This window comes from Pseudomonas sp. 25 R 14 (assembly GCF_900004755.1).
GTDB lineage: Bacteria > Pseudomonadota > Gammaproteobacteria > Pseudomonadales > Pseudomonadaceae > Aquipseudomonas > Aquipseudomonas brenneri.
This window is the reverse complement of the sequence record NZ_CVTS01000033.1, coordinates 91,288-106,447: the sequence shown is the minus strand read 5'-3', so window position 1 is coordinate 106,447 and position 15,160 is coordinate 91,288. Positions and strand designations below refer to the sequence as shown.

Below are 15,160 nucleotides of genomic sequence, written 5' to 3'. Positions count from 1 at the left end.
TAGGAGTCTCCTTTGTTCTTTGAGCGCCACGGTGGTGGTGAGCGAGTGATCCTCGTTCACTTGGATGGACAGGACCCTGAGGCGCGCGAAGATCCGCAGGAGTTTCAGGAGCTGGCAAATTCGGCCGGCGCCGAGACCGTCGCGTTTTTTAACGTGCCGCGTCATCGGCCAACCGCCAAATTTCTGATTGGCAGCGGCAAGGTCGAAGAGCTACGCGACCTGGTTCATGCCGAAGAAGCCGATCTGGTGATCTTCAATCACATCCTCACGCCCAGTCAGGAACGTAACCTCGAACGTGTTTTCGAGTGTCGCGTGATTGACCGCACCGGTCTGATTCTCGATATTTTCGCCCAGCGCGCTCGTACCCATGAAGGCAAGCTCCAGGTCGAACTGGCCCAGCTTGACCACATGAGCACCCGCCTGGTTCGCGGCTGGACGCACCTTGAACGTCAGGGTGGCGGTATCGGCATGCGTGGCCCGGGTGAAACCCAGCTCGAAACCGACCGGCGCCTGCTGCGGGTTCGCCTGCGCCAGATCAAGGGCCGCCTGGAAAAAGTACGCAGCCAGCGTGAGCAGTCGCGCCGTGGTCGTACGCGTGCGGATATCCCGACCGTGTCCCTGGTGGGCTATACCAACGCCGGTAAATCCACGCTGTTCAACAACGTGACTAAGTCGGACGTGTACGCGGCGGATCAACTGTTCGCCACCCTCGACCCGACCTTGCGCCGTCTGGAGCTCGACGACCTGGGGCCGATTGTGCTGGCCGACACCGTGGGCTTCATTCGCCACTTGCCCCACAAGCTGGTCGAGGCGTTTCGGTCTACGCTCGAAGAGTCGAGCAACTCCGACCTGCTGCTGCACGTCATCGATGCGGCCGAGCCTGACCGGATGTTGCAGATCGAACAGGTCATGGTGGTACTGGGCGAGATTGGTGCCCAGGACTTGCCGATCCTTGAGGTCTATAACAAACTCGATTTGCTTGAGGGTGTAGAGCCGCAAATCCAGCGCGACGAAAACGGCAGGCCCCAGCGGGTCTGGCTCTCGGCGCGGGACGGTAGCGGTCTGGAACTGCTCGAACAGGCGATTGCCGAGTTGCTGGGCGGCGATTTGTTTGTCGGCACCTTGCGCTTGCCGCAGCGTTTTGCTCGACTGCGTGCTCAGTTTTTTGAGTTGGGCGCCGTACAGAAAGAAGAACACGACGAAGAAGGTGTCAGCCTGCTGGCTGTTCGTTTGCCTCGTTCGGAGCTCAATCGGCTGGTGAGCCGTGAGGGTGTTGTACCGACAGAGTTCCTCGAACAACACACTTTGCAATAAAAGCCTGAGAAAGCGGTTGTGCCGCTGTGGCAGGCATTCTGTAGCATTGGTCGGCGCGCCGTGGGTGCGTCTTTGCTTTATCAGATGGAGAGCGCTATGGCTTGGAATGAGCCGGGTGGCAACTCGAATAATCAGGATCCTTGGGGTGGTAAACGCCGCAATAATGGCGACCGCAAGGGGCCACCAGATCTCGACGAGGCCTTCCGAAAGCTGCAGGAAAGCCTGAATGGGTTGTTCGGTGGTGGAAAAAAACGTGGTGGTGACGACGGCGGTCGCACGAGCAAGGGCGGCGGCTACGGCCTGCTTGGCCTCGGCCTCGTGGCGCTGGCGGCTGTCTGGCTGTACAGCGCGGTCTATGTAGTTGACGAGCAGGAGCAAGCCGTGGTGCTGCGCTTCGGCAAGTACTACGAGACTGTCGGCCCCGGCCTGAATATCTACTTCCCGCCGATCGACAAGAAGTACATGGAGAACGTCACGCGTGAGCGTGCCTACACCAAGCAGGGCCAGATGCTGACCGAAGACGAGAACATCGTCGAAGTGCCGCTGACCGTGCAGTACAAGATCAGCAACCTGCAGGACTTCGTGCTTAACGTCGACCAGCCGGAAATCAGCTTGCAGCACGCGACCGAAAGCGCCCTGCGCCACGTCGTGGGCTCCACTGCGATGGACCAGGTGCTGACCGAAGGTCGTGAATTGATGGCCAGCGAGATCAAGGAGCGCCTGCAACGGTTCCTCGATACCTATCGCACCGGTATCACCGTTACCCAGGTCAACGTACAGAGCGCAGCGGCACCGCGTGAAGTGCAGGAAGCCTTCGATGACGTGATCCGTGCCCGTGAAGACGAGCAGCGTTCGCGCAACCAGGCTGAAACCTACGCCAACGGCGTCGTGCCGGAAGCCCGTGGTCAGGCCCAGCGCATCATCGAAGATGCCAACGGTTACCGCGACGAAGTCGTGTCCCGCGCCAAGGGTGAGGCTGACCGCTTCACCAAGCTGGTGGCCGAGTACCGCAAGGCACCGGAAGTCACCCGTGAGCGTCTGTACCTGGACACCATGCAGGAAGTCTTCAGTAACACCAGCAAGGTTCTCGTGACCGGCAACAAGGGTGGGCAGAACAACCTGCTGTACCTGCCGCTGGACAAGATGATCGAAGGTGGTCGTAGTGCCGGCAGTACTTCGTCTTCCGCCAGTTCGACTGCCGCTGCCAACGAAGCGAGCGCCCGTGCGGCCGCTGACTTGCAGCAACAGCAAACACGTTCCAGGGAGAGTCGTTGATGAGCAATAAATCGCTGACCGCCCTGATTGTGGGTGTCGTCGTGGTCATCGCTGCCTGGAACTGCTTCTACATCGTGGCTCAGACCGAGCGTGCGGTGTTGCTGCAATTCGGTCGCGTGGTCCAGGCGGATGTCCAGCCAGGTCTGCATGTGAAGGTTCCTTACGTCAACCAGGTGCGCAAGTTCGACGCCCGCCTGATGACCCTGGATGCACCGACACAGCGTTTCCTGACCCTGGAAAAGAAAGCCGTGATGGTTGACGCCTACGCCAAGTGGCGCGTCAAGGATGCCGAGCGCTTCTACACCGCAACTTCCGGCCTCAAGCAGATTGCCGACGAGCGTTTGTCCCGTCGTCTGGAATCGGGCCTGCGTGACCAGTTTGGTAAACGCACCCTGCACGAGGTGGTATCGGGTGAACGTGATGCGCTGATGGCTGACATCACGCGTTCGTTGAACACCATGGCGGAAAAAGAGCTGGGCATCGAAGTAGTCGATGTTCGGGTCAAGGCCATTGACCTGCCCAAGGAAGTGAACCGCAGCGTGTTCGAGCGTATGAGCACCGAGCGTGAGCGTGAGGCTCGTGAGCACCGCGCCAAGGGTAACGAACTGGCTGAAGGTATCCGTGCGGATGCCGACCGTCAGCGTCGCGTACTGTTGGCAGAAGCCTATCGTGAGTCTGAAGAGGCTCGCGGTGACGGTGATGCTCAAGCCGCATCGATCTACGCTAAGGCTTATGGCCAGGACCAGGAGTTCTACGCGTTCTACCGTAGCCTGCGCGCCTACCGTGAAAGCTTTGCGAACAAAACCGACGTCATGGTGCTGGACCCAAGTAGCGATTTCTTCCGCTACCTGGAAAAGTCCAAGTAACCCGCTGACTGGCTGGTTCCACTCCGTCGGGCGGCTAAAACGCTCGGCGGGGTGATCCTTTCGGAAAACGGGTGTATGATGCGGCAGCCGGGAAATTCCCGGCTTTTTTGCGTCTGCATGTTTGATTGTTGTTGTGCGATGCAGGCGTGACAGGTTTTTCGAGGAAAGTGCCCGACGAGGCCGTTTACAGGCCATTCGTCACGTCGCTCTTGCGCGTGGTTTATGCAGGGGCCGGGTATTTTCTGCTTCACTCAAGGCTCGCCCAAGGGCTGGCCGGGTCATAGGGGAATGGCGTAATGGCAACGGTAGACCGCTGGCTGCTGCCAGATGGCATCGAAGAAGTACTGCCACCAGAGGCTGCGCGTATTGAAATCGCGCGCCGCCAGGTGTTGGATCTGTTCCAGAGCTGGGGTTACGAGTTTGTCGTGACTCCCCATATCGAGTACCTGGAATCCTTGCTGACCGGCGCGGGCCAGGACCTGGATCTGCGCACCTTCAAGGTCATCGATCCGCAGTCGGGCCGGCAAATGGGCTTTCGCGCCGACATCACGCCGCAAGTGGCGCGCATCGATGCGCATACCCTGCGCCGTGAAGGGCCGAGCCGCCTGTGCTACGCCGGCAGCGTGCTGCATGCCCAGCCGCGCGCCTTGTCGTCGTCCCGTAGCCCGATCCAGCTGGGTGCCGAGTTGTACGGCGATGCGAGCCCGAGCAGCGACGTCGAAGTCATCAGCCTGATGCTGGCGATGCTGCAATTGGCCGATGTGCCGGATGTGCACATGGACCTGGGACATGTCGGTATCTACCGTGGTCTGGCCCGTGCGGCTGGTTTGTCCGGTGAAGTGGAACAACAGTTGTTCGATGCCCTGCAACGCAAGGCCATCGATGAAGTGATCGCCCTGACCGAAGGTGTGCCTGCCGATCTGGCTGACATGCTGCGTGCGCTGGTGGATCTGTGTGGTGGTCGCGAAGTACTGGCCGCCGCCCGTGATCGCCTGGCCAAAGCGCCAGCGCCTGTATTGGCGGCGCTGGACGACGTGCTGGCGATTGCCGAGCAGCTGTCGGCGCGCTTCCCGCAGTTGCCGCTGTATTTTGACCTGGGTGAGTTGCGCGGCTACCACTACCACACCGGTGTGGTGTTCGCGGTGTTTGTGCCGGGTGTTGGCCAAGCCATCGCCCAGGGCGGTCGTTATGACGATATTGGCGCCGACTTCGGTCGTGCCCGTCCGGCGACTGGTTTTTCTACCGATTTGAAAACCCTGGTGACCCTGGGGCGTGCTGAAGTCGAGTTACCGTCTGGCGGTATCTGGATGCCAGACAGTACGGACGCGGCACTCTGGCAGCAGGTCTGCCAGTTGCGCAGCGAGGGTCAGCGTGTCGTCCAGGCCTTGCCTGGGCAGCCATTGGCCGCCGCCCGTGAAGCGGACTGCGACCGGCAATTGATTCAGCAGAACGGGCTTTGGCAAGTATCGCCACTGGCTTCTTGAGTTTTCCTGCCGGCCAACGCCGGCACCAAGTTTGCGCGAATGAGGACAAGTGTTATGGGTAAGAATGTCGTAGTCCTGGGCACCCAATGGGGTGATGAGGGCAAAGGCAAGATCGTTGATCTGCTGACCGAACATGCTGCCGCCGTAGTGCGCTACCAAGGTGGCCACAACGCAGGCCACACCCTGGTCATCGATGGCGAAAAAACCGTCTTGCACCTGATTCCGTCGGGCGTCCTGCGCGAAGGCGTGCAGTGCCTGATCGGCAACGGCGTGGTGGTTGCACCTGACGCCCTGCTGCGCGAGATCATCAAGCTGGAAGAGAAAGGCGTACCGGTGCGCGAGCGCCTGCGTATCAGCCCATCCTGCCCGCTGATCCTGTCCTTCCACGTGGCGCTGGACCAGGCCCGTGAAAAGGCCCGTGGTGAGCTGAAGATCGGTACTACCGGTCGCGGCATCGGCCCGGCCTACGAAGACAAGGTTGCACGTCGTGGCCTGCGTGTGGGCGACCTGCTCAACATGCCGCGCTTTGAAGACAAGCTGCGTGAACTGGTGGATTACCACAACTTCATGCTGGTCGGTTACTACAAAGAGCCTGCCATTGAGTTCGACAAGACCCTGGCTGAGTGCAAAGAGTACGCTGAACTGCTCAAGCCGCTGATGCTGGACGTGACTGCCGAGCTGCACGACCTGCGTCGCGCTGGCAAAGACATCATGTTCGAAGGCGCCCAGGGTTCGTTGCTGGACATCGACCACGGCACCTACCCGTACGTGACCAGCTCCAACACCACCGCTGGTGGCGTGGCGACCGGTTCGGGTGTTGGCCCGATGTTCCTGGACTACATCCTGGGCATCACCAAGGCCTACACCACTCGCGTTGGTTCGGGTCCGTTCCCGACTGAACTGTTCGACGAAGTTGGTGCGCACCTGGCCAAACAAGGTCACGAGTTCGGCGCGACTACCGGCCGTGCTCGTCGTTGTGGCTGGTTCGACGCCGTTATCCTGCGTCGCGCTATCGATGTGAACAGCATCTCGGGCATCTGCCTGACCAAGCTGGACGTACTCGATGGCCTCGAAACCATCAACATCTGCGTCGGCTACAAAGATGCAAATGGCAATGATGTCGCCCCGACTGATGCTGACAGCTACGTCGGCCTGCAGCCGGTTTACGAAGAAGTGCCTGGCTGGACCGAATCGACCGTGGGTGCCAAGACCCTGGAAGAGCTGCCAGCCAACGCCCGTGCTTACATCAAGCGCGTGGAAGAGCTGATCGGCGCGCCAATCGACATTATTTCGACAGGCCCGGACCGCAACGAGACCATCGTTCTGCGTCACCCGTTCGCTTAATAAGCTGTTGATGTAAAAAGCAAAGGGCCCCTTCGGGGGCCCTTTGTCGTTTCTGTCTCGGGCACGGCACGACCCTTGCTATGTTTCTCTCTTTCGCGGTGCCATCAATTTAATGGCACCCGTGGTGGAGGGATTCCCGATGTCTGCCGTTCTCTCATTGTTACAAAGCCGTCTATTGCGGCCGGTGTTCGTTACCCTTGGTATCGCTCTTTTGGTGCAAGTGCTGGTGGCGGTCGCCCTGACCCGGAGCACCGGCACGGCCCTGGAAGCCGATTTGGGCAAGCGCCTGGGTGTGGACAGCCAGAAACTGTCGGGCGAATTGACCCAGGCGGGCAAGGAAGTGACCTCCAGCCTGGACAGCCTGTCGACCAGCACCAGTGATCGCCTGACTGCCGGGCTTTCTGCGCGGTTGAAGCAAGAGCAGCAGCAACTGCGTACGACCCTGGAAAAGGACCTGAAGGACTCCGCCAACGACATGGCGCAGTTGCTGGCCTCGGTTGCCCCGCGTGCGATGTGGGACAGTGATGTTCCGGCGCTGTCGGAATTCGCCCGGCGCGCCCAGCGCAATCCTAATGTGCTGTTTGTGGTGTATGACGATGCCGCCGGCCAGCACCTGACCCGCTATTTGAATCGGGAAAATCCGATCAACAAGGCGCTGTTGGAAAAGGGTGAGGGCGAACGTGCGCTGGACAAAGTGTTGAGCGCCGCGAAAAACGACCCTTCGGTGTACTACGTTGAGGCGTCCATCAGCCCCAATGGCGTAGAGATCGGCAAGGTCCTCATGGGCGTTTCGACCGCGGCGGTGGAGGCTGACCTGACGGCGCTGGACCAGCGCTTTGCCGCGTTGATCGCCAGTGGCGGTCAATTGGTCGGGGACAGCCTCAAGGGCGCTGCGGCTGACAGTGCGGCGGCCATGGGGGCTCGTTTGCAGTCAGCACAGGTCACGGCCACCGAAATGACCGCCAATACCTCCAGCGCCGTACAAGAGGCTGCGCAAGCCCTGCGCTGGCGCATCGGCCTGGGCCTGGCGGTGGTTGGCCTGGGCGTGTTGTTGCTGATTGCCGTGGTGCTTGGGCGGCGTGTGGTCAACCGCTTGAAACTGCTGATTGCGGCCATGGATGATCTGGCGGCGGGTGAGGGCGACCTGACCAAGCGCGTGCAGATCAACAGCCAGGATGAAATCGGCGCCATGGCCTCGGCGGTCAATCGCTTTGTGGATAAGTTGCAGCCGATTGTGCGTGAGGCGGGCGATGTGGCCCAGCGAACCGGGGTGGAAATCGGCGCGATGACCCTGCGCAATGCCGGTGCCGATGCGGCGGCGGGGTTGCAGCGCGATGAAGTGGCCGAAAGCCTGCGGGCCCTGTCGCAAATGGCCGATGAGGCTCAGGCCGAAAGTCATGCCATGCAGGCCGCGTTGCAGCAGGTGGTGGATATCCGCCAGGCCACCGATGAAAATTCCCGCACCTCGGCCGAGGTCGGCAGTCTGATCGAGGCATTGGCAGGCCAGGTGCAGGCCGGCTCCAAGGTGATTGAGCGTCTGGCCCAGCAAAGTGAGCAGATTGAAGTGGTGCTGACGGTGATCCACGGCATTGCCGAGCAGACCAACCTGCTGGCGTTGAATGCGGCCATCGAAGCGGCACGTGCCGGCGAGACCGGGCGTGGTTTTGCGGTGGTGGCGGACGAAGTGCGGGCGCTGGCCAGTAAAACCCAAAGCTCCACTGGCGACATCCAGGCGCATATCGTGGCGTTGCAGCAGGGCGCGCGTGAGGCGGTGGAAACCATCGGCAAGGCCGGGCGCCAGGCTAGCGAAGGTTTGTTGGTGCTGCGTGACAGCGTGCGTCTGCAGCAAACGGTGCAGGCCTCGGTGGAGCAGGTGCATGCGGCGATTGGCCTGGCGACTCGGGCTGCCGAGCATCAGGCCCAGGGCGCGCATGCGGTGCGTGGTCGGGTCGAGGTGATCCACGCCCAGGCCGAGCGTGCGGCGCAGGCGGTGGTGGAGACTACGGCCAGTGGCAAGGTGCTGGATGGGTTGGCGGCGCAGTTGAAGGCCAGCCTGGGGCAGTTTCGGGCTTAGTGTTGTCTGATCTGGTGTTATCGCGAGCAAGCCTGCTCCTACAAGAGATCGCACACACCTGTAGGAGCGGGCTTGCCCGCGATTGCGGTCTCAGCGGCTCAGATACATCCGCGTCGTGAGCAGATACACGGGCAACCCCGACACCACAATCAATAACGCCGCATAAGGCGCCGCCGCCGCAAACTCCACATTCGAGGTATGCGCCCATACGGCAGTGGCCAAGGTGTTCAGCCCGGTCGGGCTCAGCAGCAGTGTTGCCGTCAACTCCTTCATCGCATCCAGGAACACCAGCGCAAACGCCGCCCCCAATGCGGGAAAGATAATCGGCAGGGTCACCCGGCAGAACGCGCTGAACGAAGACGCCCCCAATGTCCGCGCAGCTTCCTCCAGTTGTGGCGCCGCCTTGTTCAGCGCGGTGCGGATCGGCGCCTGGGCCAGCGGCAAGAACAGCAATGCATACGCGATCAACAGCAGTGCCGAGGTCTGATACAGCGCCGGCACGTAATGCAGGGCGAAATACACCAGGGTCAAGGCAATCACCAGGCCGGGCAGGGCGTGCAGCAGGTAGGGCAGACGTTCAGCCCAGAGCGCCAGTTGGCCCTTGTAGCGCACCACCAGCAAGCCGACTGGCACTGCCAGCGCCAGGCAGAGTGCGGCGCCGCCCAGGGACAAGGCCAGGGAGGACAGCAACGCCTCACTGATTTGCGCAACCGGGAAGGCGGCCGAAGACCCCACGGCCAGCCAGTAACCGAGCATCCCCAGTGGAATGCCGCTGCCAATGATCGCCAGCATCAAGCAATAAAGCTGACCCAGTGGTGCCCATTTACCCAGTCGAACCTGCTCGGCATGCCGCGCCGCGCCTTGCCCGGTGCGCACATGGCGGCCCTTGCCGCGCACGCGCAATTCCAGCCAGAGCAGAGTCAGGCACATCATCAGCAACACCGCAGACAGCATCGCCGCATTGGCATTGCTGAACTCCAGCTCGAACTGCTGGTAGATCGCCGTTGTGAAGGTTTGCAGGCCGATGATCGACAGGGCGCCGAACTCCACCAGCATATGCAAGGCAATCAACAGGGCGCCAGCCAGCAGCGATGGCCATAGCAGCGGCAGGGTAATGCGAAAGAACACGCTCCAGCGATTCAGGCCCAGGGTGCGCGCCGACTCTTCCAGGGACGGATCCAGGTTGCGCAGGGTGGCCGCCACCGGCAGGAACACCAGTGGGTACTTGGACAGGGTCATCACCAGGATCGCCCCGCCAAGGCCTTCGAACTGGGCGCTCAATGACACCCAGGTGAAGCTGCTGACAAATGCCGGTACGGCAAACGGCAGGCACAGAATGACCCCCCAGATCCGCCGTCCCGGCAGATTGCTGCGTTCCAGCAGCCAGGCCAGGGACAGGCCGATCACGGCGCAGGCCACGGTTACGCCGATCATCAGTGCCAAAGTGTTGCGCAGCAATCCGAACACATACGGTCGCCACAGCAGATGCACTGCCTCGGCCCACCCGGCTTGCCAGGCCTTGAGGCCGACATACACCAATGGCAACAGGCTCAGGCCCACCAATAGCAAAACCGGCAACAGCAACCAGATTGACGGGCGCTTGCGCCTTGGACTAAAACCCCCGCGCAAGGCGGGGGTTGGTAGCGGCGGGTTCATCAGTTCAGGCCAACCTCACGTTCCAGCTCCAGGGCTTCTTCGGCATTGCCCAGGTCGGCAGGGGTGATTTTCGGTGGTTGCAGTTCGCTGAAAGGCTTGAGGCCGCGATTGGATTCCATGCCTTTGCGCAACGGGTATTCGGCGGACGTGTTGGTAATCACGCGCTGGCCTTCTTCGCTGGCCATGAACGCCAGCAACTGCTGGGCTTCCTTGGGATGTTTGCTGGACTTCAGTGCTGCCGCTGCGGATACGGTAATCAGACCGCCAGCATCGCCATCGGTGAAGTAGTGCAGTTGCGAATCCAGGTTGGTCTTTTCCTTTTTCAGGGCAAACCAGTAGTAGTTGTTCACCAGCACTGTGGCTACTTCGCCATTTTCCACGGCTTTTAGCGCAACCATATTGTTGCTGTAGACCTTGCCGAACGCGCGCAGGCCGGTCAGCCATTCTTCGGCGGCGTCGCGCCCGTGCATCTTGAGGATGGCGACGGCTTGTTCCTGGAAGGCACCGCTGGTGGGAACGAAGCCAACCTTGCCTTGCCACTCTGGCCCGGCAAAATCCAGTACCGACTTGGGCAGCTCTTCTTCCTTGATCAGTTTCGGGTTGAAGGCCACGACGCGGGTACGTGCGGTTACGCCCATCCAGGCGCCGTCGGCGGCTACGTATTCCTTGGGCAGGACATCAAGCGTGCTGGCATCGATGGTCGCGAGCAGGCCTTGTTCGCCGAGCTTGTTCAGTGGTGGCGATTCTTCGGTGTAGATCACATCGGCGGGGGAGCGTTCGCCTTCTTCGACGACCTGGCTGGCCAGCTGATTGCTGCTGCCCTTGCGCACATTGATGTGAATGCCGGTCTTGGCTTCGAAGGCCTTGGCGAGTTCATCGCCGACCTCCTTGTGCTGGCCGTTGTACAGGGTCAGTTCAACCTTGTCGGCGGAATAGGCGGTGGGCGAGAGCAGGCTCAGGCCGAGCAGAGTGATGGTCAGGCCACGCAGAAGGGATGTCTTGAGACGGGTATCGCGGATCATCATCCGGGGTGTTCCTCACTTGTATGCAACAAATTCTTACAAGGATAAACGATAAACCTTCTCAAGTCTGGTAGGGCTGGAATGGCTGGCGGGGGTTTTAAACCCCGGAAACGAAAAAACCCGCTTTCGCGGGTTTGATCTGAATTTGGTGCCCAGGAGAAGACTCGAACTTCCACGACCTTGCGATCACCAGCACCTGAAGCTGGCGTGTCTACCAATTTCACCACCTGGGCATTATCAAGCAACGTTGCCGCTGTTGATGGGACGAACTATACGGAGGGCTTTTTGATCTGTAAACCCCTGATTTGATTTTATAAATCAACTTTTCAGTTAAAAATCAAAGGCCTGTAACGCAAAAACCCGCTTTCGCGGGTTTTTGTGAAACTCAAGGATGACCTTGAGTTTTGAATTGGTGCCCAGAAGAAGACTCGAACTTCCACGGCCTTGCGGCCACCAGCACCTGAAGCTGGCGTGTCTACCAATTTCACCATCTGGGCAGTATCTTCAACGTTGCCGTCGTCGATGGCGCGCACTATACGGAGTGCCTTTTGAGCTGTAAACCCCCGTCATCAAAAAAGCCTGGAAAAATTCGCAGGCGGTCGCGCAAGGTGGTTTCCCGGGGCTATAAAACGCATTTCCCGGCTAGTTATTGCTGGAAATTTCCCGTTTCAATACGCGTATGCCAAACTAACCCGCATATAGACAAGGTGAAAACTCTCTAATGGCCGATTGGCAGTCCCTCGATCCCGAGGCCGCTCGTGAAGCGGAAAAATATGAAAACCCTATTCCTAGCCGTGAACTGATCCTGGCGCACCTCGCCGATCGGGGTTCGCCTGCTAGCCGCGAGCAGCTGGTTGAAGAATTCGGTCTGACCACCGAAGACCAACTCGAAGCACTGCGCCGCCGCCTGCGCGCCATGGAGCGCGATGCACAGTTGATCTACACCCGTCGCGGTACTTACGCGCCGGTGGACAAGCTCGACCTGATCCTTGGCCGCATTGCCGGTCACCGTGATGGTTTCGGCTTCCTGATCCCTGACGATGGCAGCGATGACCTGTTCATGAGCCCGGCGCAAATGCGCCTGGTGTTCGATGGCGACCGTGCCCTGGCGCGCGTGTCGGGCCTGGACCGTCGCGGTCGCCGTGAAGGCGTGATCGTCGAAGTGGTGTCCCGTGCCCACGAGTCCATCGTCGGTCGTTACTTCGAAGAAGGCGGCATCGGCTTTGTGATTCCGGACAACCCGAAGGTCCAGCAGGAAGTGCTGGTAACCCCGGGCCGTAATGGCGCCGCCAAGGTCGGTCAGTTCGTCGAGGTGAAAATCACCCACTGGCCAACCCCGCGCTTCCAGCCGCAGGGCGATATCGTCGAAGTGGTCGGCAACTACATGGCGCCGGGCATGGAAATCGACGTTGCGCTGCGCACCTACGATATCCCCCACGTCTGGCCTGAGGCCGTGCTTAAAGAAGCCGCCAAACTCAAGCCGGAAGTCGAAGAAAAAGACAAAGAAAAACGCATCGACCTGCGCCATCTGCCGTTCGTCACCATTGACGGCGAAGATGCCCGCGACTTCGACGATGCGGTCTACTGCGAAGCCAAGCCTGGCAAGCTGCGCCTGTTCTCCGGCGGCTGGAAGTTGTTCGTCGCGATTGCCGACGTATCCAGCTACGTGAAGATCGGTTCGGCCCTGGATAACGAAGCCCAGGTGCGCGGCAACTCCGTGTACTTCCCTGAGCGCGTGATCCCGATGCTGCCTGAGCAGCTGTCCAACGGCCTGTGCTCCCTGAACCCGAAAGTCGACCGTTTGGCCATGGTGTGCGAGATGACTATCTCGAAAACCGGTGAAATGACCGATTACCAGTTCTACGAAGCGGTGATCCACTCCCAGGCGCGCCTGACCTACAACAAGGTCAGCACCATCCTGGAAACGCCGAAAACCAGCGAAGCCAAGGCTTTGCGCACCCAGTATGCAGACGTAGTTCCGCACCTCAAGCAGCTCTACTCGCTGTACAAGGTGCTGTTGGGCGCACGTCATGTGCGTGGCGCGATCGATTTTGAAACCCAGGAAACCCGGATCATCTTCGGTTCCGAGCGCAAAATCGCCGAGATCACGCCGACTACCCGTAATGACGCGCACAAGCTGATCGAGGAATGCATGCTGGCGGCCAACGTGGCCACCGCCGAGTTCCTGAAAAAGCACGAGATTCCTGCGCTGTATCGGGTCCACGATGGCCCGCCGCCGGAGCGTCTGGAAAAACTGCGCGCCTTCCTCGGTGAGCTCGGCCTGTCCCTGCACAAAGGCAAGGACGGTCCGTCGCCGAAGGACTACCAGGCTCTGTTGGCCAGCATCAAGGACCGTCCGGATTTCCACCTGATCCAGACCGTGATGCTGCGCTCCTTGAGCCAGGCGGTGTACAGCGCCGATAACCAGGGCCACTTCGGCCTGAATTACGAGGCGTACACCCACTTCACCTCGCCGATTCGCCGTTACCCGGACCTGCTCACGCACCGCGCAATCCGCAGCGTGATCCACTCCAAGCAAAACACCCCGCACGTCAAGCGCGCCGGTGCCATGACCATTCCGAAGGCGCGGATCTATCCGTACGACGAAGCGGCCCTGGAACAGTTGGGCGAGCAGTGCTCCATGAGCGAACGCCGTGCCGACGAAGCCACCCGTGACGTGGTGAACTGGCTCAAGTGCGAGTTCATGAAGGATCGCGTGGGCGAGTCGTTCCCGGGCGTGATCACCGCCGTGACCGGTTTTGGCCTGTTCGTCGAGCTGACCGATATCTACGTCGAAGGCCTGGTGCACGTCACTGCCTTGCCGGGTGACTACTACCACTTCGACCCTGTGCATCACCGCCTGGCGGGCGAGCGCACTGGTCGTAGCTTCCGTTTGGGCGATACCGTGGAAGTACGGGTCATGCGCGTCGATCTCGATGAGCGCAAGATCGACTTCGAGATGGCCGAAAAAACCATCGAGGCGCCGATTGGTCGCAAAAAGCGCGGCGCTGAAACCACCGCTCCGGCAAAAAAAGGCGCGCCTGCAAAGGCTGCCGCCGCCGAGCCAGCAGCTGCCAAGCCTGCTCGTCGCTCTTCGACCAAGGAAAAAGCCAGCGACGCCTACCGTCCTAGCGATGCCGCGGCGAAAAACGCCGAGCTGCGCAAAAGCCGTGAGTTGAAGCAACAGTTGCTCAACGAAGCCAAAAGCGGTGGTAAAGCGGCGTCTGGGGGAAAGTCCCAGGGCGCCGACAAGCCGTCGAGCAAACCGAGTAAACACCGTAAAGGCCCGCCTAAAGCGGGTTCGGCCCCCGCGAAAAGCGGCGGGTCGCGCAAACCTAAGGCCAAGTCATGAGTCTGGAAAAAATCTACGGCGTGCACGCCGTAGAAGCGTTGCTGCGTCACCACCCTAAGCGCGTCAAGCAGGTATGGCTGGCGGAAGGTCGCAGTGAGCCGCGCGTGCAAGCGCTGGTCGAACTGGCCAACCAAAACAAGGTTGCCATCGGCCAGGCCGAGCGTCGTGAAATGGACGTCTGGGTCGAAGGCGTGCACCAGGGTGTGGTTGCGGACGTGAGTCCGAGCCAGGTCTGGGGCGAGGCGATGCTCGACGAGCTGCTCGACCGTACCGAAGGCGCGCCGCTGTTGCTGGTGCTGGACGGCGTGACCGACCCACACAACCTCGGCGCCTGCCTGCGTTCGGCAGATGCTGCCGGCGCGTTGGCGGTGATCGTGCCTAAAGACAAGTCTGCTACCTTGACGCCGGTTGTACGTAAAGTTGCCTGCGGCGCGGCGGAAGTAATTCCGCTGGTGGCCGTGACCAACCTGGCGCGCACCCTGGAAAAACTCCAGCAGCGCGGTTTGTGGGTCGTGGGCACGGCGGGGGAGGCTGAGGTCAGCATTTATGACCAGGACCTCACTGGCCCGACCATCCTGATCATGGGCGCCGAAGGCAAGGGCATGCGTCGCCTGACCCGCGAGCATTGCGACTACCTGGTGCACTTGCCGATGGCCGGTAGCGTCAGCAGCCTCAACGTTTCAGTCGCAACGGGCGTCTGCCTGTTCGAAGCCCAGCGCCAGCGTGGCGCCAAGGCCAAGACCAAGAAGTAATCCGGTCTGGCGCAGGTCCAA

General features: G+C 60.6%; 10 protein-coding genes and 2 tRNA genes. 8 read left to right on the top strand and 4 right to left on the bottom strand.

What is annotated here, in order from left to right; all coding sequences use genetic code 11:
- Nucleotides 1–12: 12 nt before the first annotated feature.
- The 6 genes from hflX (at nucleotide 13) to BFQ03_RS08735 (ending at nucleotide 8,357) form a co-directional block, all read left to right on the top strand.
- Entirely contained in the window at nucleotides 13–1,314 is a 1,302-nt protein-coding gene (hflX, locus tag BFQ03_RS08760) for a ribosome rescue GTPase HflX (protein WP_029299582.1), read from the top strand.
- Nucleotides 1,315–1,410: 96 nt separating this feature from the next.
- Nucleotides 1,411–2,589 carry an FtsH protease activity modulator HflK gene (gene hflK, locus BFQ03_RS08755; protein ID WP_032862048.1) on the top strand — a complete coding sequence of 393 codons (1,179 nt, stop codon included), beginning with the start codon at nucleotides 1,411–1,413 and terminating at the stop codon, nucleotides 2,587–2,589.
- Nucleotides 2,589–3,455, top strand: a complete 867-nt coding sequence (hflC, locus tag BFQ03_RS08750) for a protease modulator HflC (protein ID WP_017849753.1) — start codon at nucleotides 2,589–2,591, stop codon at nucleotides 3,453–3,455. The genes hflK and hflC overlap by 1 nt, the downstream gene beginning before the upstream one ends.
- A 296-nt stretch (nucleotides 3,456–3,751) precedes the next feature.
- Complete coding sequence (locus BFQ03_RS08745; RefSeq protein WP_065942877.1) at nucleotides 3,752–4,939, top strand: ATP phosphoribosyltransferase regulatory subunit; 1,188 nt, start codon at nucleotides 3,752–3,754, stop codon at nucleotides 4,937–4,939.
- Nucleotides 4,940–4,993: 54 nt separating this feature from the next.
- Nucleotides 4,994–6,283 carry an adenylosuccinate synthase gene (locus BFQ03_RS08740; RefSeq protein ID WP_032862045.1) on the top strand — a complete coding sequence of 430 codons (1,290 nt, stop codon included), beginning with the start codon at nucleotides 4,994–4,996 and terminating at the stop codon, nucleotides 6,281–6,283.
- Nucleotides 6,284–6,422: 139 nt separating this feature from the next.
- On the top strand, nucleotides 6,423–8,357 hold the full coding sequence (locus BFQ03_RS08735) for a methyl-accepting chemotaxis protein (RefSeq protein ID WP_065942876.1): 1,935 nt from the start codon (nucleotides 6,423–6,425) through the stop codon (nucleotides 8,355–8,357).
- A 90-nt stretch (nucleotides 8,358–8,447) separates the two neighbouring features.
- Here the strand turns inward: BFQ03_RS08735 and BFQ03_RS08730 are convergent, their stop codons facing one another.
- From BFQ03_RS08730 to BFQ03_RS08715, 4 genes are all read right to left on the bottom strand, one after another.
- Nucleotides 8,448–10,013, bottom strand: coding sequence for an ABC transporter permease (locus BFQ03_RS08730; protein ID WP_032862042.1), 1,566 nt, complete (start codon nucleotides 10,011–10,013; stop codon nucleotides 8,448–8,450).
- Nucleotides 10,013–11,038: an extracellular solute-binding protein gene (locus BFQ03_RS08725; protein WP_032862041.1), complete on the bottom strand. Its 1,026-nt coding sequence runs from the start codon at nucleotides 11,036–11,038 to the stop codon at nucleotides 10,013–10,015. The genes BFQ03_RS08730 and BFQ03_RS08725 overlap by 1 nt, the downstream gene beginning before the upstream one ends.
- A gap of 143 nt (nucleotides 11,039–11,181) precedes the next feature.
- Nucleotides 11,182–11,268: transfer RNA gene (locus BFQ03_RS08720), tRNA-Leu, on the bottom strand.
- A gap of 177 nt (nucleotides 11,269–11,445) precedes the next feature.
- Nucleotides 11,446–11,532, bottom strand: a tRNA-Leu gene (locus BFQ03_RS08715).
- A gap of 224 nt (nucleotides 11,533–11,756) precedes the next feature.
- On the opposite strand from BFQ03_RS08715, the gene rnr reads away from it, so the two are divergent.
- Nucleotides 11,757–14,387, top strand: a complete 2,631-nt coding sequence (rnr, locus tag BFQ03_RS08710) for a ribonuclease R (RefSeq protein WP_032862040.1) — start codon at nucleotides 11,757–11,759, stop codon at nucleotides 14,385–14,387.
- Nucleotides 14,384–15,139 carry a 23S rRNA (guanosine(2251)-2'-O)-methyltransferase RlmB gene (gene rlmB, locus BFQ03_RS08705; RefSeq protein ID WP_032862039.1) on the top strand — a complete coding sequence of 252 codons (756 nt, stop codon included), beginning with the start codon at nucleotides 14,384–14,386 and terminating at the stop codon, nucleotides 15,137–15,139. Before rnr ends, rlmB begins: the two co-directional genes overlap by 4 nt.
- Nucleotides 15,140–15,160 lie beyond the last annotated feature (21 nt).

Bases quoted from the DNA above. Each gene is read 5' to 3' on its own strand.
- rnr (WP_032862040.1), top strand. From the start codon at position 11,757: ATGGCCGATTGGCAGTCCCTCGATCCCGAGGCCGCTCGTGAAGCGGAA.
- BFQ03_RS08730 (WP_032862042.1), bottom strand. From the start codon at position 10,013: ATGAACCCGCCGCTACCAACCCCCGCCTTGCGCGGGGGTTTTAGTCCA.
- hflC (WP_017849753.1), top strand. From the start codon at position 2,589: ATGAGCAATAAATCGCTGACCGCCCTGATTGTGGGTGTCGTCGTGGTC.
- rlmB (WP_032862039.1), top strand. From the start codon at position 14,384: ATGAGTCTGGAAAAAATCTACGGCGTGCACGCCGTAGAAGCGTTGCTG.
- BFQ03_RS08725 (WP_032862041.1), bottom strand. From the start codon at position 11,038: ATGATGATCCGCGATACCCGTCTCAAGACATCCCTTCTGCGTGGCCTG.
- hflK (WP_032862048.1), top strand. From the start codon at position 1,411: ATGGCTTGGAATGAGCCGGGTGGCAACTCGAATAATCAGGATCCTTGG.
- BFQ03_RS08745 (WP_065942877.1), top strand. From the start codon at position 3,752: ATGGCAACGGTAGACCGCTGGCTGCTGCCAGATGGCATCGAAGAAGTA.
- BFQ03_RS08735 (WP_065942876.1), top strand. From the start codon at position 6,423: ATGTCTGCCGTTCTCTCATTGTTACAAAGCCGTCTATTGCGGCCGGTG.
- BFQ03_RS08740 (WP_032862045.1), top strand. From the start codon at position 4,994: ATGGGTAAGAATGTCGTAGTCCTGGGCACCCAATGGGGTGATGAGGGC.